This is a genomic window from Stappia sp., assembly GCF_965276915.1.
Lineage (GTDB): Bacteria > Pseudomonadota > Alphaproteobacteria > Rhizobiales > Stappiaceae > Stappia.
The window spans coordinates 3,343,314-3,363,464 of the sequence record NZ_OZ255709.1; the positions used below are offsets into that span (position 1 = coordinate 3,343,314).

Below are 20,151 nucleotides of genomic sequence, written 5' to 3' on the forward strand. Positions count from 1 at the left end.
TGCCGGATATGCCTGACGGATCAGACCAGACGGCTCTGCTCGACAGCCGCCGCGACGAAGGACGCGAACAGCGGATGCGGCTCGAACGGCCTCGACTTCAGTTCAGGATGATACTGCACGCCGATGAACCAGGGATGGTCGTCGATCTCCACCGTTTCCGGCAGCTGCCCGTCCGGCGAGGTGCCGGCGAATCGCAGGCCGGCCGCCTCCAGCCGCTCGCGATAGGCGATGTTCACCTCGTAGCGGTGCCGGTGGCGCTCGGAAATCATCTCCGCCCCGTAGATCCCGGCAATCTTCGAATGGTCCTGAAGACGCGCGGGATAGGCGCCAAGGCGCATCGTGCCGCCCAACTCGCCGTCCGCGCGGCGGACTTCGAGCTGGTTGCCCTTCGCCCATTCCGTCATCAGTCCGACGACCGGCTCGCTCGCCTCGCCGAATTCCGTCGAATTGGCGCCGGCGATCCCGGCCAGGCTGCGCGCCGCCTCGATGACGGCCATCTGCATGCCGAAGCAGATGCCGAAATACGGCACCTTGTGCACGCGGGCAAAGCGCGCAGCGGCGATCTTGCCTTCCGCACCGCGCTCGCCGAAGCCGCCCGGCACCAGGATGCCGTGCACGCTGTCGAGCCACGGCGTCGGGTCTTCCTTCTCGAAGATCTCGGACTCGATCCACTCGATATTGACGCGCACATTGTTGGCGATGCCACCGTGGACAAGCGCCTCGATCAGCGACTTGTAGGCATCCTTCAGGACGGTGTACTTGCCGATGATGGCGATCGTGACCTCGCCTTCCGGGTTGGCCAGCGTCTCGGAAATGCCGGTCCAGCGGGTCAGGTCAAGGGCCGGCGCGCCGGTGATGCCGAAGGCGGCGAGCACCTCGTCGTCGAGCCCTTCCTGGTGATAGGCGATCGGCACGTCGTAGATCGACTTGACGTCGTAGGCCGGGATCACGGCGCCTTCGCGCACATTGCAGAACAGCGACAGCTTGCGCTGCTCGCTTTCCGGGATCTTGCGGTCGCAGCGGACCATCAGGATGTCGGGCTGGATGCCGATCGAACGCAGTTCCTTGACGGAATGCTGCGTCGGTTTCGTCTTCAGTTCGCCTGCCGAGGCGATGAACGGCATCAGGGTCAGGTGGATATAGACCGCATGCCCGCGCGGCAGCTCGTTGCCGAGCTGGCGGATCGCCTCGAAGAACGGCAGCGCCTCGATATCGCCGACCGTGCCGCCGATCTCGCAGAGCACGAAGTCGTACTCCTCGTTACCGTCAAGCACGAAGGCCTTGATCGCATCGGTGACGTGGGGAATCACCTGGACGGTGCCGCCCAGATAGTCGCCGCGCCGCTCCTTGGCGATGATGTCCTGATAGATCCGGCCGGTGGTGATGTTGTCCATCTTGTTGGCCGGCCGGCCCGTGAAGCGCTCGTAGTGCCCGAGATCGAGATCCGTCTCCGCGCCGTCATCGGTCACGAAGCACTCGCCATGCTGATACGGGCTCATCGTGCCCGGATCGACATTGAGATAGGGATCGAGCTTGCGCAGCCGGACCTTGTAGCCCCGCGCCTGGAGCAATGCCCCGAGAGCCGCGGAAGCCAGTCCCTTGCCAAGCGAGGACACCACGCCGCCAGTAATGAAGATGTATCGCGCCATGGACCAATACCATATCGCCGCGAGCGCTGATTCGAACGCCCGGCACAGAGTTAACACACAAGAAAATGCCCCGCGACGCGTATCGCGGGGCATAAGATGAAGAGGCTAGCCGGCCAAGGGCCTACTGCGCCGCCGGAACCTGGGGTCCGGTCGGCTGCTCGGGCGGGCGCAACTGGTCGAGAATGCCGTTGCCCGAACCCGGTGTCCCGCCATCGACCGGAGCGGACTGCGTGCCCGGCACGGCGTCGAGAATCGATGCCGGACGGTCGCTGTTCTTGGCCACGATCGCAAGCCCGAGCGAGGTCGCGAAGAAAACGGCCGCCAGGACGGCGGTCGCCCGCGTCAGCACGTTCGCCGTGCCGCGGCTCGACATCATGCCGCCGCCCCCGCCGCCGCCGATTCCCAGCGCGCCGCCTTCGGAGCGCTGCAGGAGAACGACCAGGACGAGCGCAAGCACGACCATCAGGTGGATAACGATGATAACGGTTTCCATCGAGGACCAGTCTTTGGTTGTCGGATTTGCTGGGCGTTCTACACCAATGGCACGGGCGTTTCCACCCTTGATCGGCCAACCTTCAACGCGGGGCGGCCCTGCGGCTCCCGCATGGGCCGCAAAGCGCCAGTCCGGTTAGCCGGCTGCCTCCGCAATGGCCAGGAAATCGCTCGCCTTCAGGCTCGCCCCGCCGACCAGCGCGCCGTCCACATTGGCGACCGACATCAGCTCGGCGGCGTTCGCCGGCTTGACCGACCCGCCATAGAGAAGCCGGATGGCGGCGCCCGCCGCGCCGAAGCGTTTGCCCAGTTCGCCGCGCAGGAACGCATGCATGCTGGCAACGTCTTCCGGCGTCGGCGTCAGTCCCGTGCCGATCGCCCAGACCGGCTCGTAGGCGATGACGCAATTTTCCGGCGTCGCGCCGCCGGGAACCGAGCCGGCCAGCTGGCGTCCGACCACGTCGAGTTCGCGCCCGGCCCGGCGCTCGGCCTCCGTCTCGCCGACGCAGATGATCGCGACGAGCCCCGCGCGCCAGACCGCTTCCGCCTTGGCCGCGACGCCCGCATCGTCCTCGCCGTGATCGGCGCGCCGCTCCGAATGGCCGACGATCACCTGGCGTGCGCCGGAATCGGCCAGCATTTCCGCGGACAGGTCGCCGGTATGGGCACCGCTGGCGGCTGCGTGGCAATCCTGCGCCCCGACACTGAGCCCGCTGTCCCCCGCGATGGCGACGGCGGCCGCGATCAGCGTCGCCGGCGGACAGATCGTCAGGTCGACACGGGCGGCAAGCCCGCCCCGCGCGGCGCGCGCGATGGCGTCGAGTTCGCCGAGCGCCGCGGACAGCCCGTTCATCTTCCAGTTGCCTGCGATCAGCGGCTTGGTCGTCATCGGCGTGGTGCTCCCTTGGAAATGGCCTGTCGACAGGGACCGCCGTTTTCCGGAATGTCCCATGCAGACTGCCGGTGCTACCAGAAATTCGCCGGCAATCAAGACGGACCGCCGGAGCGGACGCCGGCAGATCCCCGCAACGCCTTGTACCGCCTTGCTCCCCGCGCCCCTCGTCTCTATGATCCGCCCGCCTTGGCATGGCCGAACCGACGGCCACGCTGCCCTGTCGCCCAAGAAATAACGGAACCTGCAATGCTCGACACTCTGCGCGCCGGCGCAAAGTCCTGGATTTCCAAACTCCTGATCGGCCTTCTTGTGATCAGTTTCGCCATCTGGGGCATCTCGGGCGACCTCCTGAACATTGGCGGCGACCAGGTCGCCACCGTGGGCGACCGCAAGATTTCAATCGTCGACTTCGACAATGCCTACCGCCGCGAGCTCGATTCCATCGGCCGCAACATCGGTCGGCCTCTGTCCACGGTGCAGGGGGCCGCGCTCGGCATTCCTGGCCAGGTCCTGGGTCGCCTCGTTGCCGAAGCCGCGCTGAACGAAACCGCGCGGGACTACAATCTGGGTGTCTCGGATGCCGAGCTTGTGCGGCTGATCCAGACGGCGCCCTCCTTCCAGGCGCCCGGCGGCGGGTTCGACCGCGCCCGTCTTGCCGCCATCCTGCAGGCCAACGGCCTGACCGAGGACCAGTTCGTCGCGGAACGTCGGCTGCTTGAGGAGCGCCGCCAGATCGCCGAAGCCATCAGCGGCGGCCTGAAGACGCCGGCAGCCATGCTCGAGACCTTCAACCGCCACGCCAACGAGGAGCGTACGGTCGACTATCTCGAGTTCGGCGCGGCCCTTGCCGGCGAGATCCCGGCTCCCGACGAGACCACGCTTGCCAGCTGGTTCGAGGTGAACAAGGCCGACTTCCGCGCACCCGAATACCGCCAGGTCGCCCTCTTGCAGCTGACGCCGGAAAAGGTCGCGCGCGCCGACGAAATCAGCGCCGAGGACCTGCAGCGCGAATACGATGCCTCCGGCCAGCGCTTCGGCGAGCCCGAGCGCCGGCGCATCCTGCAGCTCGCCCTGCCGAGCGCCGATGCCGTTGCCGAGGCGCGCGCGGCCCTTGCCGAGGGCAAGACCTTCGAGGACATCGTCGCCATGCGCGGCACCACGGTGGAGCAGGTCGAGCTTGGCAACATGGCCCGCGAGGAGCTTCTCGATCCCGCCATTGCGGAAGCGGCCTTCGCGCTTGCCGAGGGAGCAACCTCCGCCATCATCGAGGGCCGGCTCAACAACGTGCTGCTCAAGGTCGCGGAAGTCACCGAGGCCCGCAAGACGCCGCTGGATGAAGTCTCCGGCGATCTTCGTAAGGAAATCGCCCTGCGGCTTGCCGAGCGCGAGGTGCTCGACCTTCATGACGAGATAGAGGATGCCCGTGCGGGCGGTGCCACGCTGACGGAAGTCGCCGAGCGCTTCTCCCTGACGCTCGACACTCCGACGGCGTTCGATACCGCCGGCAAGGACGCATCAGGCGCGAAGGTCGCGCTTCCCGATGCGCCCGACCTGATCTCGGACGTCTTCGAGAGTGACGTCGGCATCGAGGCCGACATGCTGCAGCTCGGTCGAACCGGTTTCCTCTGGTTCGAGGTGCGCGAGGTCACGCCCGCCCGCGACCGTGCGCTCGACGAAGTGCGCACGCAAGCGGTCGAAGCCTGGACGCAGGAGCAGCGCGCCGAACGCCTCGATGCGCTGGCTGCCGAAATCGTCAAGGAACTGGACGCCGGCAAAACGCTCGAAGCCATTGCCACGGAGCGCGGCCTTCAGGTCGCGACCCAGTCCGGCCTGAAGCGCACGGGCGAAAACGCGGCGATCCCGGCCGACGCCCTGGCCGGTGTCTTCTCCGGCCCGGTCGGCACTGTCGGCAGCGCCAGCAAGGCCGGCGCGCAGCGCATCGTCTACACCGTGACCGGCATTTCCGCGCCCGCCTTCTTCCGCGAGGCCGGCGAGATCGCGGCGCTCGACACGCGCCTTGCCGACGCGCTCCAGAACTCCGTGATCGGCCAGTATGTCGGGGAGCGCGAGGCGCGCCTCGGCGTCAACGTCAATCAGGCCAACATCAACCGGGTGATCGGACAGGGCGGAAGCTGAGCGCCTTCGCTCCGCCCGTTCGAAAGGACGACGAAGTGAGCAATCTCAAGACCCTGATCGCCAAGGCGGCCGATGGCAACGCGCTCAGCCAGGACGAGGCGCGCGCCGCCTTCGAGGTGATCATGTCGGGCGCGGCGACCCCCGCCCAGATCGGCGGCTTCCTGATGGCGCTGCGCGTGCGCGGCGAAACCGTCGAGGAGATCGCCGGGGCCGTCGCCACCATGCGCGCCAAGATGATCCCCGTGTCGGCGCCCGCCGACGCGGTCGACGTGGTGGGAACCGGCGGCGATGCCTCGGGCAGCGTCAACATCTCCACCTGCTCGGCCTTCGTCGTCGCCGGCTGCGGCGTGCCCGTCGCCAAGCACGGCAACCGCTCGCTCTCCTCGAAGTCGGGTGCCGCCGACGTCCTGATGGCGCTCGGCGTCAACATCGACATCCCGCCCGCGCAGATATCTCGCTGCATCACCGAGGTGGGGCTCGGCTTCATGTTCGCGCCCAACCACCATTCGGCGATGAAGCATGTGGGTCCGGCGCGCACCGAGCTCGGCACGCGCACGATCTTCAATCTGCTCGGGCCGCTCTCCAATCCGGCCGGCGTCCAGCGGCAGATGGTCGGTGTTTTCGCCCGGCAGTGGGTCGAGCCGATCGCCCATGTGCTGGCAACGCTCGGCTCAAAAGCCGCCTGGGTCGTGCACGGGTCTGATGGGCTCGACGAAATCACCACCACCGGCCCGACGACGGTCGCGGCGCTGGAAAACGGCAAGGTGCGGGTGTTCGAGGTCTCGCCCGGCGAGGTCGGCCTCGCGACCTGCCGGCCGCAGGACCTGAAGGGCGGCGAGGCGCCGGAAAACGCCGTTGCCCTGCGCGCCGTGCTGGACGGGGCGAAAACCGCCTATCGCGACACGGTGCTGATGAATGCCGGGGCGACGCTGGTGGTTGCGGGCCGCGCCGCGAACCTTGCCGAGGGCGTCGCCATGGCGGCAAACTCCATCGACAGCGGTAGCGCCCTTGCCCGCCTCTCGCGCCTTGTCGAGGTCTCCAACGAAGCGGCGGCAAGCCATGACTGACATTCTGGCCCGCATCGAGACCTACAAGCGCCAGGAGATCGCCGCTGCCAAGTCGGCCGTTCCCCAGGCCGAGATCGAGCGGCGCGCGGCGGCCGCCGACGCCCCGCGCGGATTTCTCGCGGCATTGCGGGCCAAACAGGCGGCCGGTCATTTCGCCCTGATCGCCGAGATCAAGAAGGCAAGCCCGTCCAAGGGGCTGATCCGCGCCGATTTCGACCCGCCGGCGCTTGCCCGGGCCTATGAGGAGGGCGGCGCCGCCTGCCTGTCCGTCCTCACCGACACGCCGTCTTTCCAGGGCGCGCCCGAGTTTCTCGCCGCCGCCCGCGCCGCCTGCGCGCTGCCCGCCCTGCGCAAGGACTTCCTCTACGATCCCTACCAGGTGTTCGAGGCGCGCGCCTGGGGTGCCGATTGCATCCTGATCATCATGGCGGCGGTCGACGATGCGATGGCGGCAACGCTCGAGCAGGCCGCCTTCGATCTCGGCATGGACGTGCTGGTCGAGGTTCACGATGCGGACGAGCTCGACCGCGCGCTGAAGCTGTCCTCGCCGATGATCGGCATCAACAACCGCAACCTGAAGACCTTCGAGACGCGGCTCGAGACCAGCGAGATGCTGGCGCCGAAAATCGGTGACGAACGCCTCGTCGTCGGCGAGAGCGGCCTGTTCACGCCCGCCGATCTCGCCCGGATGGAGCGCTGCGGCATCTCCACCTTCCTGATCGGCGAAAGCCTGATGCGGCAGGACGACGTGGCCGCCGCCACGCGCGCCTTGCTGGCACGCCCGGCCAGCGCCGCTGCCGAATGACGGACATTTCGCGATGAGCGCCACGCCTCCCCGCCTCACCCATCTGGACGACAGCGGCGCGGCCAACATGGTCGACGTCTCGGCCAAGGCCGTCACCACCCGCGAGGCGACCGCCGAAGGCCACGTGGCGATGAAACCCGAGACGCTTGCCATGATCCTGTCAGGCACCGCGAAGAAGGGCGATGTGATCGCCTCCGCCCGCATCGCCGGCATCATGGCGGCCAAGCGCACCCACGAGCTGATCCCGCTCTGCCATCCGCTGGCGCTGTCGAAGGTCGCCATCGACATCACCGCCGACGACACCCTCCCCGGCCTGCGGGTCACCTGCTACGCCAAGCTCTCCGGCCAGACCGGCGTCGAGATGGAGGCGCTGACCGGGTGCTCGGTCGCCTGCCTCACCGTCTACGACATGGCCAAGGCCGTCGACCGGGGCATGACCATCGGCGGCGTCCGCGTGCTGTCGAAGTCCGGCGGCAAGTCCGGCGACTGGTCGGTTGCCGGCGGCACGCAGGAAGGCGGCGGCTGACATGTCGCTGATCTCGGTCGACGAGGCTCTGGCAAGACTGCTTGCGGGCGTGGAACCGGTCGGAACCGAGCGCGTTCCGATTGACGCCGCGAACGGCCGCATCCTTGCCGCCGACCTTGCCGCCACCCGCACCCAGCCCCCCTTCCCGGCCTCCGCCATGGACGGCTACGCAGTCCGCGCTGCGGACATCGCCACGCTTCCCGCGACCCTTCGCGTCATCGGCGAGGCGCCCGCCGGCCACGGCTATGCCGGCACCGTGCAGCCGGGCGAGGCGCTGCGCATCTTCACCGGCGCACCGGTTCCCCAGGGCGCCGACACGATCCTGATCCAGGAGAACGCCACCCGCGACGGCGACACGATCGCCGTGCTGGAAAGCGCGGCGCGCGGCCGGTTCGTCCGCCCGGCCGGGCTGGACTTCGCGCAAGGCGAGGTGCTTCTGCGCGCCGGCGAGCGCATCGGCTTCCGCGAGCTTGCCCTTGCCGCCGCCATGAACCACGCCGTGCTGCCGGTGCGCCGCCGGCCGAAAGTGGCGATCCTGGCGACCGGCGACGAACTGGTGGAGCCCGGCACGGAACCCGGCCCCGACCAGATCATCGCCTCCAACCATGCGGGCGTTGCCGCCCTTGTCGCCGATTGCGGCGGCGAGCCCCTGCAGCTCGGCATCGCGCCCGACAACCGCCAGGCCATCGCCGCCGCGATCGCCGCAGCGCGCGAGGCCCGCGCCGACATCCTGGTGACGCTGGGCGGTGCCTCCGTCGGCGACCATGATCTCGTCCAGGAAGTTCTGGGCGATGCCGGCATGGACCTTGCCTTCTGGCGCATCGCCATGCGTCCCGGCAAACCGCTGATGGCGGGCCGGATCGAGGCCATGCGCGTTCTCGGCCTGCCGGGAAACCCGGTCTCCAGCCTTGTCTGCTCCCTGCTCTTCCTGCGTCCGCTGATCGAGACGCTGCTCGGGCGCGAGGCGACCGCGCGCGACCGCGAGCACCTGCCGCTTGCCGGCGACATCGGCGGAAACGACCGGCGTGAGGATTATCTGCGCGCCACGATCCGGCGGGCCGATGACGGCAGCGAGACGGTCGCCCCGTCCGAACGGCAGGATTCCTCCATGCTGGCAACGCTGGCGCGCGCCGACGCCCTCGTCGTGCGCCCGCCTCATGCCGGCCCGCTTGCCGCTGGTGCCCGGGTGCCCGTCATCCGCCTGCCCCGTCGATAACGCCTCCCCCGCCGCATCCCTGCATTTTTTCGAAGGCATGTTGTGGAACAAGCCGGGAACGGTTAGACTATGTTCATGATTTGTACGTAGCCTGAGTCGCGAAGGCGTTTGGCTTTGGCGGGTGATGTTCCGAACCGTTTCGGCGGCGAATGAACGTCGCTCCGGGTCCGGTCCGTTTCGGGCTGTCGCCGCGTACGGACTGGACATCGGCGCGGCTTTTCGGCCTGCCGCGCCGCATCGCCGTCCTGTTTGCCGCCGAATGAGGAAGTTGGGGAACCACGCGGATGTTGACTCGCAAGCAGCACGAATTGCTTCTGTTCATCCACGAAAGGCTGAAGGAGACCGGCGTTCCCCCGTCCTTCGACGAGATGAAGGATGCGCTCGACCTGCGCTCCAAATCCGGCATTCACCGTCTCATCACGGCGCTCGAGGAGCGCGGCTTCATTCGCCGGCTGCCCAACCGGGCGCGGGCGCTGGAAATCGTCAAGCTTCCCGAATCGGTTGCCCCCGGCCTTGCCGCGTCCCGGGGCCAGGGCTTCTCGCCTGCGGTCATCGAAGGATCCCTGGGCAAGCCTCGGCCGGCCCAGCCCGCGCCGCCCCTCCCGGAACCCGCCAATGACAGCATTGCGATCCCGGTCATGGGCCGCATCGCCGCCGGTGTGCCGATCGAGGCGATCCAGTCCCACAGCCACACGATCTCCATGCCCGCCGACCTGCTCGGCAGCGGCGACCATTACGCGCTTGAGGTGCGGGGCGATTCAATGATCGAGGCCGGCATTCTCGACGGCGACACGGTCGTCATCCGCCGCTCGGACGCCGCCGACAGCGGCGATATCGTCGTCGCCCTGATCGACGACGAGGAGGCAACGCTGAAAAGGCTTCGCAAGAAGGGCGCATCCGTCGCGCTGGAAGCCGCCAACCCCGCCTATGAAACCCGCATCTTCGGCCCGGGCCGGGTGCGGATCCAGGGCAAGCTGGTTTCTCTCTTCCGCCGCTATTGAGCGGCCGGCTCGGGCACGGCCTGGCGATTGGGCCTGAGGATTGGGCCTGAGAAGCGGACCTGTAGATTGAAGCCTGACCGGACAATATGGGGCCCTGTTTCTTCAGCGCCCCTCAGCGTTCCGCCGGGCGCGGGGTCCAGGGTCGCAGGCGACGGTAGCTCGGGGTTGTCGCGGCGATGGACAGCCCGTTGAGGGCGTCGCCGAGACGGATGGCCGTGGTGCCGTCGCGCGCAAGGCGCGCGCGGTCCAGGACAAGCGGCGCGGCACAATCCGCCGGCGCGTCATGGGCCGAGACGATCAGGTCCACCCGGGCGCAGTCTTCTGCAAAGGCGGCCGGGTCGCGGACGATCGAGACAAGCAGCGACGTCCTCCCGCCCGCCTGATCCTTCGTTTCCCGGCTTTTCACCGCCTGATCCGTCATCGAAGGCGGACCTCGCCCGCCTTCCGGCAAGGGCGACCCCGGCCCGCCTTCCCTCATGGGAGGATCCGGCCCCGCACCTTCCGGACCATGCGCCCGGACCAGACAGGCGAGCGGGTCGCAGGACATGGCGGACTTGGGCAAATGCCGCCGGGAACGGGCATCGCCCCCCACGCCGTCGGCGCGCAGCCAGACCTCGGCAATGAAACTGGAGGGCCGCGCCGTCACACGCAGAGCTCCCGTGGCGTCGCGCAAGGCCAGCGTCGTCCCGTTGGCCGACACCAGAATGTCCGGTTGGCGATGCGTTGCATAAAACCATGCGGACAGGCACAGCGGCACGAGCGCGGCGCGGCGGAACCCGCGCGGCGCAAGACAGGCGATACCCCCTGCCAGAACCATCAGCAGCGTCCCGGCGACCGATGGCGCACCGACGGTTCCCTCCCCGGGCGTCAGGCTGGCGGCCCATTGCGATGCGGCCACCACCTGGTCGACCGCCACCCCCATCACGGCCAGGGGAAGCACTTCCAGACCGAACGGGATCAGGGCAAGGGCAAGGACCGCGAAGGGCATGACCGCGAGCGTCACCACCGGCATGGCCACCAGGTTGACGAGCGGTCCGAGCGGCGCGATCCGGTGGAAATGATAGGCGCCGATCGCTCCCGTCGCGGCCCCGGCAATGAGCGAAGTGAGCAGGATCGCCCCGAACCAACTCGCCAGGCTGCCGACCAGACCGAAAACCGGAGCCCCGTCATCCCGTTTCGGCGGTCCCCGATTTGCCGCGACCCGTCGCCGCGTCATCTCCTCATAGGCCGCGATCAGCGCGATCACGGCGGCAAAGGACATCTGGAACCCGGGATCGACGAGGGATTCCGGGGTGGCCGCGAGGATCAGCAGCATGGCGACGCCGGCGTTGCGCAATGTCAGGGCCCGGCGGCCGAACAGGCGCCCTGCCAGCACCAGCGCGATCATCACGAAAGCGCGCTGGGTGGCGATCGACCCGCCCGAAATCGCCAGATAGAAGGCCGCCGCGGCCAGCGCCGCCCCCGCTGCCCACACATCGATCGGCCAGTCCTGTGTCAGCCGCGACGACAAGGCCAGGAGTGCCCGCAACACGAAGAACACCGAGCCCGCGAAGAGCGCCATGTGGAGGCCGGAAATGGCCAGGATATGCGCCAGACCGGCTGTACGCAGCGCCTCGGTGACCTCGGGCGGAATGCCGGACCGGTCGCCGGTGATCAGCGCCACCGCGAGGGCGGCGGCCGTCGTGTCGCCCAGGGCCGCGCGGATCCGCCCGGCGATACCGCCGCGCAACCGTTCGATACCGGCGGATAGACGCTGGTCCCACGGCACTGCCCCGGCACCGGCCTCGGCGACCGGCTCGACACCGCCAAAGGCAAAGCCGCTCGCCCCGATCCCGTCGAAATAGGCGCGAAACGAAAAGTCGTATCCGCCCGGCATGACGGCGGGGGCCGGCGGCATCAATCGGGCCCGCAGGCGCACCGTATCCCCAGTCACGGGGGCCAGTGTATCCTTTCCACGCAGGGAAATCCGCACGCGTGCCGGCATGCGGTCCTGCCCGACACCGCTCATCTCGCGCAGCCGCAACACCAGTCGCAGGCCGTTTTCACGATGTTCCACGCTCTCCACAAGACCCGTGATCGTGGCGCTGCGGGCCCGATCGAGCACCGGCGCGGCGACGAAGGCTGTCCGCATCGCACCAGCCGCTGCGCCGGAGACGAGAAGGGCGACGACGAGAAACGCCGCCGCGCCGCGGCCGCGCCGCGCCTTGAGCAGAAACCCGAGCCATGCGGCCAGCGCCGCCCCGGCGGTTGCCGCAGCGATCGGCTCGGCGGGAAGCGCGAAATAGAGGGCAATACCGCCGGCAAAGACGAAAGCCGCCCAGATCAACCCCCGGCCGCGCTCGATCTCCTCGCGCACCGCCATGCGAAACGCCGCGGCAAGCGCGGGGCGCAGCCTGGCGCGGCGAACATCCCCCGGTTGTCCGCCCTTTCGCCGGCTGAGGAAGTCGGCCAGCAGCGCGCCCCCGGCGGATGGCGCTCCGGCTGCGCGCACCTGTCCGGCCGCCGTCACCGCGTCCTTCCCGCTTTCCGGTCGTCCGCCGCCGGCAACAGACACGCGCTCCTCCCAGCCCTCGACCGCCACCCCTCGGGCATTGGTGGCGGCGCACCCCTGTGCTACACGGACGCCAACCGCGCCGGGACCGCAGCGTTGCATTGCAACCTGCACTCGCGCAATACGCGAAACGGTTTTCTTTCCGAAAGAGAGACGGCCGGTCGTCGCGTCATCCGATCAATCGACCACGAGGCTTCCCGATGACCGCACCCGTCGTCACGCGTTTCGCTCCCTCGCCGACCGGCTTCCTGCATATCGGCGGCGCGCGCACTGCGCTCTTCAACTGGCTCTATGCCCGGCGCTTCGGCGGCAAGATGCTGCTGCGCATCGAGGACACGGATCGCGAGCGTTCGACCGACGCTGCGATCACCGCCATTCTTGACGGCCTGACCTGGCTCGGCCTCGACTGGGAAGGCGAGCCGATCTCGCAATTCGGCCGCGCCGCCCGCCACCGGGAGGCGGCGGAACAGCTTGTCGCCGCCGGCCTTGCCTATCGCTGCTACGCCACCCAGGAAGAGCTCGCCGCGATGCGCGAGGAGCAGCGCGCCAACAACCTGCCCCCGCGCTATGACGGGCGCTGGCGCGACCGCGACCCGTCCGAGGCCCCGGCCGGCGTCAAGCCGGCGATCCGCCTCAAGGCTCCGACCGACGGCGAGACGGTGATCGAGGACCGCGTCCAGGGCCGCGTGACCTTCGCCAACAAGGAGCTCGACGACCTCGTCCTGCTGCGCTCCGACGGAACGCCGACCTACATGCTCGCCGTCGTCGTCGACGACCATGACATGGGCGTCACCCACATCATCCGCGGCGACGACCATCTCACCAACGCGGCGCGCCAGACGCTGATCTACAAGGCGCTCGGCTGGGATGTGCCGGTGATGGCGCATATCCCGCTCATTCACGGGCCCGACGGGGCGAAGCTGTCCAAGCGCCATGGCGCGCTCGGCGCGGAGGCGTATCGCGCCATGGGCTATCTGCCCGCCGCGATGCGCAACTATCTCGCCCGGCTCGGCTGGAGCCATGGCGACGAGGAGATCTTCTCGACGGAACAGATGACCGAATGGTTCGACCTCGATGCCATCGGACGCTCGCCCTCGCGCTTCGACTTCAGAAAGCTGGAGAACCTCAACGGCCACTACATGCGCGCCACCGACTTGGACACGCTGATGGCGGACCTTCTTGCCTTCCTGCCCCATGCGGAAAACGGCGCGGGCCTGCGCGCCTGGCTTCAGGCCGAGGGGAACGAGGCCGCCCTGCGCGCCGCGCTGCCGGGCCTCAGGGACCGCGCCAAGACGCTGGTCGAGCTGGTCGACAGTGCCGAGTATCTGTGGGCCGCGCGCCCGCTCGCGCTTGACGAGAAGGCCGAAAAGCTGCTGGCCGCCGATGGCGCCCGCGAGATCCTGGCCGCCCTCCATCCGCGCCTTGCAGCCCTTCCCGAATGGAGCGCGGAAAGCACCGAGGAGGTCGTGCGGATCTACGCGGAAGAGAGCGACCTGAAGCTCGGCAAGGCGGCCCAGCCCCTGCGCGCCGCCCTTACCGGACGCGGCACGTCGCCGGGCATTTTCGACGTTCTCGCCGTTCTCGGCCGCGAGGAATCGCTTGCCCGCATCGCCGATCAGACCGCCGGCTGAACCGGCCCGGGCGGGCGCCCGGCATGGCAGGCATGACCCGTCCGTCGTCACGACGGGCCGCCTTCCCCAGCGTCCCCGGCTTCCATGTGAACGCCCCGTCACCCTGTGACGAAAGCGCTAGGGCCCCGCGCTTGCGGGGAGCGGACAAATGGGGTACGCAACTTGCGACCTTTCCTCCCGCCGTGTGTCCGGCCTCCTTCCCGACCTCTCCTGGGGAGCAGCCAGACAATTGCACGGCGCTTGCTTCATCAAGGGGGTAGCCTGAATGAGCGACAAGACTGCAAAGCTGACGATCGGCGAAAAGTCATGGGATCTGGGCATGCGCCCGGGCTCCATCGGACCCGATGTCATCGACATCGCCTCTCTCTACGCCCAGACCGGCTCTTTCACCTACGATCCGGGCTTCACATCGACCGCATCGTGCGAATCCGCCATCACCTATATCGATGGTGATGCCGGAACGCTCCTGTATCGCGGCTACCCGATCGAGCAGCTTGCCGACCATGGCGACTTCCTCGAGAGCTGCTACCTGCTGCTTTACGGCGAACTGCCGACCAAGGCGCAGAAGGACGACTTCGTCAATCGCGTGACCTATCACACGATGATCCACGAGCAGATGTCCCGCTTCTTCACCGGCTTCCGCCGCGACGCCCATCCGATGGCGATCATGGTCGGAACGGTCGGCGCGCTTGCCGCCTTCTATCATGACAGCACCGACATCTCCGATCCGCACCAGCGGATGGTGGCGTCCCTGCGCATGATCGCGAAGATGCCGACCATCGCGGCCATGGCCTACAAGTACCATGTCGGCCAGCCGTTCGTGTATCCGCGCAACGATCTCGACTACTCGGCGAACTTCCTGCACATGTGCTTCGCCGTGCCTTGCGAGGAGTACAAGGTGAACCCGGTTCTGGCCCGCGCCATGGACCGGATCTTCATCCTGCACGCCGATCACGAGCAGAACGCCTCGACCTCGACCGTGCGTCTTGCGGGCTCCTCGGGCGCCAACCCGTTCGCCTGCATCGCGGCCGGCATCGCCTGCCTCTGGGGTCCGGCACATGGCGGCGCCAACGAGGCGGCCCTCAACATGCTCGCCGAGATCGGCTCGGTCGACAACATCCCGGAATACATCGCCCGCGCCAAGGACAAGGACGATCCGTTCCGCCTGATGGGCTTCGGCCACCGGGTCTACAAGAACTACGATCCGCGCGCGCGCATCATGCAGAAGACCACGCATGAAGTGCTCGCCGAGCTCGGCATTCGCGACGATCCGCTTCTCGACGTCGCCATGGAGCTCGAGAAGATCGCGCTCAATGACGAGTATTTCATCTCCAAGAAGCTCTACCCGAACATCGACTTCTATTCGGGCATCACGCTGCGCGCGCTCGGCTTCCCGACCAACATGTTCACCGTGTTGTTCGCGCTGGCCCGGACCGTCGGCTGGATCGCCCAGTGGAAGGAGATGGTGGAAGACCCGTCGCAGAAGATCGGTCGTCCCCGCCAGCTCTACACGGGCGCGGCGCAGCGCGACTACGTCCCGGTCTCCCAGCGTCGCTGACGCGTTCGACCGACCCCCGAGCAGACACGGAAACGGCGCCGCGAGGCGCCGTTTTTGCGTTCGGCAGACTCAATATCTGCAAGTTTGACGTCAAATTTGCGAGAATCAGGCCGAATTTTGATCGAGATTGATCGAGTTTTGAACGAGGCCGAGCGCCACGCGCGCCGCCTCGTCGGCCTGCGCGGCACCTGAGGGAAGCCGCATCATCTCGTCGAGCCTGGCAAAGGCCTCGACCTGGACGCGGCGCTCAGGACTGTCGGCGAGAAGCGGGCGAACCGCGTCGGCCAGCGCCTGCGGGTTGGCGTCACCGTCGAGAAATTCCGGGACGACATTCTCGCCCAGGATGATGTTCGGCAGCACCATCGAGGTCACGCTGGCGATCGGCAGGAACCGGTTCAGGTCCTTGATCCGGCGGTAGAACCAGTCGAGCTTGTAGGCGATCGCCATGGGCACGCCGGAGATCGCCAGTTCCAGCGACACCGTTCCCGAGGCCGCAAGCGCGGCATGCGCCGACCGGAAGGCCGCAAGCTTGCCTGCCTCGCCGGTGACGATCTCGGGCGGATGCCGCCAGCGCGCCACCTCCTGCTCGATATGCGGCAAAAGACGGGGAACCGCGGGCAGCAGGACGCGCAGGTCCGGCCGCTCCGCCTTGAGGATGTCGACGGCGCCCCGGAAATCGGCGAGCAGGCGCGTGACCTCGCTGCGGCGACTGCCGGGCAGCACCAGCAGGACCGGCGCCGTTCCCGCGCCCGGATCGCTCCGCTCGCCGGGTTCCGGGCGGAAATCCCCGGCCCGCTGGATGATGGAATGGCCGACGAAGCTCGTCGGCGGTCCGCCGAGGCGCCGGTGCACCTCCGGCTCGAAGGGCAGGATCGCCAAGAGGTGATCGACATAGGCGGCCATCCGCCGCGCACGGCCTGGCCGCCACGCCCAGACCGAGGGCGAGACATAGCCGACGACGGGAATATGCGGGGCGCGCTTGCGCACCCGTTTGGCGACATTGTGGGTGAAGTCCGGACTGTCGATGATGACCAGAAGATCCGGATCGGCGGCAACGACATCGTCGACCGACTGATAGACGCGCTTCACGATGAGCGGCAGCCGGCCAAGCACCGCCGACAACCCCATCACCGCGATATCCTCGATCGGGAACAGGCTCGCAAGCCCCTCCCGCTCCATGCGTTCGCCGCCAACGCCCTTGAACCGGATGTTCCCTGCGGTGCGCGCGCGCAGCGACTGCATCATGGGAGCGGCAAGCTGGTCGCCGGATTCCTCGCCGACAATCATGTAGACAAGCAAGGGACGTGCGGCGGTGTCGCTCATGAAGGGCCCTTCCCGCCGTCGCCTTCCAGTTGTCCCGACTGCCCGACGCCGACAAGGAAAAGCCCCTGGCGCGCCGCGCCGGCCTCGGTCCGCTGCCTGTCGGCGATGAGCACGCGCCCGGCCTCGATGCCGATCCCGGCAAGGCCGGCTTCCGCCGCCCGGTCAATCGTGTCGGGCCCGATCGTGGGAAGGTCGACGCGCAGGTCCTGCCCCGGCTTGGCGCATTTCACCAGAACCCCGCCCCTGCCCTTGACCCGGCCGCGCGCCCGCAGGTCCCGGCAGCGCTCCAGCATCGCATCCGTGCCTTCCGCGCCCTCGACCGCGATGATCCGCCCGCCAAGGCAGACGGCAGCCTGGCCGATGTCGAGACGGCCGAGTTCGGAAACGGCACGGGCGGCCAGCCGGAGATCCTGAAGCACGTCGCCCCTGGGCGGCGCGCCGACGAGACTGCCGGGGCTCGCCAGCAGGGCCGGCGCGACCTCATGGGCCCCGACGATGCGGAACCCTTCCTCCTCGAACAGGCGGATGATTTTCTTGAGAAGGGAATCGTCGCCCCCGGCAAGCGAGGCAATGATCTTCGGGAGCCGCCGCATGGTTCCCAGATCTCCGACGATCTCGCGGATTTCGGGGCGCTTGCTGACGCTGCCGATCATGACGATGTCGCGCACGCCCTCGCGCTGCAGATGCGAGGCAAGCTTGCCGATCTGGCCCCAGCCGAGATGGACCGGCGCGAATTCCTCGACGCCGGCATCCGCCTCGCCGCGAATGGCGACCGCCACGACCCGCCGCCCGCCGGCGCGCACGGCCGAGAGCACTTCCACAGGCACCCGGCCGCCGCCGCAGATCACGGCAAGCGGGGTATCCTCACCGGACGCCGCGGGCGACGCCTCGTTCATGGATCAACCCTCCGAGGGCGGCGTGCAGAACCGGCGGTCGCTTTCGGCCAGGATAAAGTCCGTCACCCGGCGCACCAGGGCGACCGTCGAATAGGTCTCGGCGACCTTTTCCGCCCGCTGCCGCAAGGTGCCCTCGGCATTCTCGAACAGCTCCTTGTAGGCGCCGCGCAGCGCATGAATGTCCTCGCGCGCAAAGCCGTGGCGTTTCAGCCCGACAAGGTTCAGCCCGTTCAGGCGGGCGCGGTTGCCCATCACCATGCCGAACGGAATGAGGTCGTTCTCAAGGCCCGCCAGGCCGCCGACAAAGGCGTTGTCGCCGATGCGTGTGAACTGGATAACGGCGGCGCCGCCGCCCATGATGACATTGTCGCCGACCGTGACATGGCCGGCGATCATGACGTTGTTGGACAGGATCACGCCATTGCCGAGGCGCGAATCGTGGCCGACATGGGAATTGGCGAGAAACGCGCAGCGATCGCCGATCACCGTTTCCAGCCCGCCGCCTTCCGTTCCCGGATTGAGCGTGACGCCCTCGCGGACGATGCAGTCGCTGCCAACGCTCAAGTTTGCCGCCTCGCCCCGGTATTTCAGGTCTTGCGCCTGATGGCCGACGGAGGCGAAGGGAAACACGACGGTGCGGGCGCCGACGCGCGTGCGACCGGCGACCGCGACATGCGACTTCAGTTCGACCCCGTCACCGAGCACGACGTCCGGTCCGACGTGGCAGAACGGTCCGATCCGGACATCGCTGCCGATCTGTGCGCCATCCTCGACAATGGCAGTTGGATGAATTCCAGACGTCATTCCGCCCCGTCTCAGTGATCGACCAGCATGGCGCTGATCTCGGCCTCGGCGACCTTGGTATCATCGACCATCGCCACGCCCTCGAACTTCCAGATGTTCGTGCGGTTGCGGATCTTGGTCATGTGAAAGCGAACCTGGTCGCCGGGCATGACCGGCTTGCGGAACTTCACCTTGTCGATGGTCATGAAATAGACGAGCTTCGGCGTCCCGGAATCGCCGCGCGAATGCACGCACAAGGCCCCCGCCGTCTGCGCCATCCCCTCGATCAGCAAAACGCCCGGCATGACCGGCTGATTGGGAAAATGCCCCATGAAATGCGGTTCGTTGGCCGACACGTTCTTGATCCCGACCGCTGAATTGTCGCCATCCATGTCAACGATACGGTCGACCATCAGGAACGGATAGCGATGCGGAAGCAGCTCCATGATCCGCATGATGTCGGCGCTATCCAGCGTCTTCTTCTCGCCTTCGCTCATATCCATTTCCCCAACGCTCGGACCAGCCCGAGTTCAATCCTTGTCGCGCGCCTTCGGCGTACCCTGCCCGAGGCCGCGTTCGGCAAGCTTCGCAAGGGTCATCACCTCGCGGAACCACACCTTCACCGGCTTTGCCGGCACGCCGCCGTAGCGGGCACCGGCGGGCACGTCGGCCTCGACCACGCTGACCGCTGCAATCTGGGCGCCCATGCCGATGGTGACATGGCCGCGCACACCCGACTGGCCGCCGATCGCGACATAGTCCTCAAGCGTCGCGCTGCCGGAAATGCCGACCTGAGAAACCAGGACGCAATGCCGGCCGATCACCACGTTGTGGCCGATCTGGACCTGGTTGTCGATCTTGGTGCCCTCGCCGATCACTGTATCCCGGTTCGCGCCACGATCGACGGTCGTATTGGCGCCGATCTCGACATCATTCTGAATGATGACCCGGCCGATCTGGGGAACCTTCCTGTGCCCGCCCGGCCCCATGGCGAAGCCGAACCCGTCCTGACCGCTGCAAACGCCGGAATGAAGGATCACCCTGTCACCCACCAGCGTGTGCTGGAGAACGACATTCGCGCCGACCGAGCAGTCGCGGCCGATGCGCACGCCCGCGCCGATCACCGCATTGGCGTGAACGCGCGAACCCGCGCCGATCTCCGCCTCCGGGCCGACGACCGCGCCGGCCTCGATGATCACGCCGGCCTCGATCCGTGCCGCCGGATCGATCCGCGCATGCGGGGACACGCCTCGCGATCCGTCCAGCGACGTGGGGCGCATGGACTCGGGATAAAGGCGTGCCAGCACCTGGCCCCAGGCCTTGTAGGGCTGCTCCACGACGATGGGAACGACGCCGTCCGGCACCTTGTCGGCGTGCTTGCGCGCCACCAGGCAGGCCGCGGCCCGGGTTGTCTCGAGCATGGGGAGATATTTCGGGTTGTCGAAGAACACCAGCTGGCCGGCGGCCGAATCCTCGAGCGGTCCCACGGCGGTGATCTTCGCATCGCTCTCGCCGCGCGGCAGTTCGCCGCCGACCCAGTCCGCGATGTCGGAAACGCCCGTGGGCGCGAACGGCTCAAAGAAAAAGGGTTCGCTCATCGTCTTCCCACAATGAATCCGGCC

At 67.8% G+C, this 20,151-nt stretch carries 17 protein-coding genes; 8 read left to right on the plus strand and 9 right to left on the minus strand.

Features of this window, described 5'->3' with window-relative positions:
- Window positions 1-20: 20 nt before the first annotated feature.
- The 3 genes from ACQY46_RS15485 to tpiA all read right to left on the minus strand — a co-directional run bounded on the left by ACQY46_RS15485 (window position 21) and on the right by tpiA (window position 3,030).
- Window positions 21-1,649 (minus strand): CTP synthase, encoded by a 1,629-nt coding sequence (locus ACQY46_RS15485; protein ID WP_428696925.1) that lies wholly within the window; start codon window positions 1,647-1,649, stop codon window positions 21-23.
- Between the two features lie 121 nt (window positions 1,650-1,770).
- Entirely contained in the window at window positions 1,771-2,142 is a 372-nt protein-coding gene (secG, locus tag ACQY46_RS15490; RefSeq protein WP_428696926.1) for a preprotein translocase subunit SecG, read from the minus strand.
- Window positions 2,143-2,277: 135 nt separating this feature from the next.
- A complete protein-coding gene (tpiA, locus tag ACQY46_RS15495; protein WP_428696927.1) occupies window positions 2,278-3,030 on the minus strand; it encodes a triose-phosphate isomerase in 753 nt (250 codons plus the stop codon).
- Between the two features lie 252 nt (window positions 3,031-3,282).
- Between tpiA and ACQY46_RS15500 the strand changes: the two genes are divergently transcribed.
- The 6 genes from ACQY46_RS15500 (at window position 3,283) to lexA (ending at window position 9,787) form a co-directional block, all read left to right on the plus strand.
- Entirely contained in the window at window positions 3,283-5,172 is a 1,890-nt protein-coding gene (locus ACQY46_RS15500) for a SurA N-terminal domain-containing protein (protein ID WP_428696928.1), read from the plus strand.
- A gap of 35 nt (window positions 5,173-5,207) precedes the next feature.
- On the plus strand, window positions 5,208-6,239 hold the full coding sequence (trpD, locus tag ACQY46_RS15505) for an anthranilate phosphoribosyltransferase (RefSeq protein ID WP_428696929.1): 1,032 nt from the start codon (window positions 5,208-5,210) through the stop codon (window positions 6,237-6,239).
- Complete coding sequence (trpC, locus tag ACQY46_RS15510; protein WP_428696930.1) at window positions 6,232-7,044, plus strand: indole-3-glycerol phosphate synthase TrpC; 813 nt, start codon at window positions 6,232-6,234, stop codon at window positions 7,042-7,044. Before trpD ends, trpC begins: the two co-directional genes overlap by 8 nt.
- A gap of 13 nt (window positions 7,045-7,057) precedes the next feature.
- On the plus strand, window positions 7,058-7,570 hold the full coding sequence (gene moaC / locus ACQY46_RS15515; protein WP_428696931.1) for a cyclic pyranopterin monophosphate synthase MoaC: 513 nt from the start codon (window positions 7,058-7,060) through the stop codon (window positions 7,568-7,570).
- 1 nt (window position 7,571) lies between these two features.
- The gene (locus tag ACQY46_RS15520) at window positions 7,572-8,786 is read left to right on the plus strand and encodes a molybdopterin molybdotransferase MoeA (protein WP_428696932.1); all 1,215 of its coding nucleotides are present in this window, start codon (window positions 7,572-7,574) and stop codon (window positions 8,784-8,786) included.
- A 284-nt stretch (window positions 8,787-9,070) separates the two neighbouring features.
- The gene (gene lexA, locus ACQY46_RS15525; protein ID WP_428696933.1) at window positions 9,071-9,787 is read left to right on the plus strand and encodes a transcriptional repressor LexA; all 717 of its coding nucleotides are present in this window, start codon (window positions 9,071-9,073) and stop codon (window positions 9,785-9,787) included.
- A gap of 112 nt (window positions 9,788-9,899) precedes the next feature.
- On the opposite strand, the gene ACQY46_RS15530 is transcribed toward lexA, so the two are convergent.
- Window positions 9,900-12,341: a ComEC/Rec2 family competence protein gene (locus tag ACQY46_RS15530; RefSeq protein WP_428696934.1), complete on the minus strand. Its 2,442-nt coding sequence runs from the start codon at window positions 12,339-12,341 to the stop codon at window positions 9,900-9,902.
- A 197-nt stretch (window positions 12,342-12,538) separates the two neighbouring features.
- Here ACQY46_RS15530 and gltX point away from each other — a divergent pair, with 197 nt between their 5' ends.
- Both gltX and gltA read left to right on the plus strand, forming a co-directional pair.
- Window positions 12,539-13,969 (plus strand): glutamate--tRNA ligase, encoded by a 1,431-nt coding sequence (gene gltX / locus ACQY46_RS15535; protein WP_428696935.1) that lies wholly within the window; start codon window positions 12,539-12,541, stop codon window positions 13,967-13,969.
- A 265-nt stretch (window positions 13,970-14,234) separates the two neighbouring features.
- A complete protein-coding gene (gene gltA, locus ACQY46_RS15540; RefSeq protein ID WP_306028914.1) occupies window positions 14,235-15,527 on the plus strand; it encodes a citrate synthase in 1,293 nt (430 codons plus the stop codon).
- A gap of 105 nt (window positions 15,528-15,632) precedes the next feature.
- Here gltA and lpxB read toward each other — a convergent pair whose 3' ends face one another.
- From lpxB to lpxD, 5 genes are read right to left on the minus strand one after another with little or no spacing between them, the layout of a single operon-like run.
- The gene (gene lpxB, locus ACQY46_RS15545; RefSeq protein ID WP_428696936.1) at window positions 15,633-16,850 is read right to left on the minus strand and encodes a lipid-A-disaccharide synthase; all 1,218 of its coding nucleotides are present in this window, start codon (window positions 16,848-16,850) and stop codon (window positions 15,633-15,635) included.
- A complete protein-coding gene (locus ACQY46_RS15550; RefSeq protein ID WP_428696937.1) occupies window positions 16,847-17,746 on the minus strand; it encodes an LpxI family protein in 900 nt (299 codons plus the stop codon). The genes lpxB and ACQY46_RS15550 overlap by 4 nt, the downstream gene beginning before the upstream one ends.
- Window positions 17,747-17,749: 3 nt before the next feature.
- Window positions 17,750-18,550, minus strand: a complete 801-nt coding sequence (lpxA, locus tag ACQY46_RS15555; RefSeq protein ID WP_428696938.1) for an acyl-ACP--UDP-N-acetylglucosamine O-acyltransferase — start codon at window positions 18,548-18,550, stop codon at window positions 17,750-17,752.
- An 11-nt stretch (window positions 18,551-18,561) separates the two neighbouring features.
- Window positions 18,562-19,026, minus strand: coding sequence for a 3-hydroxyacyl-ACP dehydratase FabZ (fabZ, locus tag ACQY46_RS15560; protein ID WP_428696939.1), 465 nt, complete (start codon window positions 19,024-19,026; stop codon window positions 18,562-18,564).
- A 33-nt stretch (window positions 19,027-19,059) separates the two neighbouring features.
- Window positions 19,060-20,127 (minus strand): UDP-3-O-(3-hydroxymyristoyl)glucosamine N-acyltransferase, encoded by a 1,068-nt coding sequence (gene lpxD, locus ACQY46_RS15565; protein WP_428696940.1) that lies wholly within the window; start codon window positions 20,125-20,127, stop codon window positions 19,060-19,062.
- Window positions 20,128-20,151: the final 24 nt, after the last annotated feature.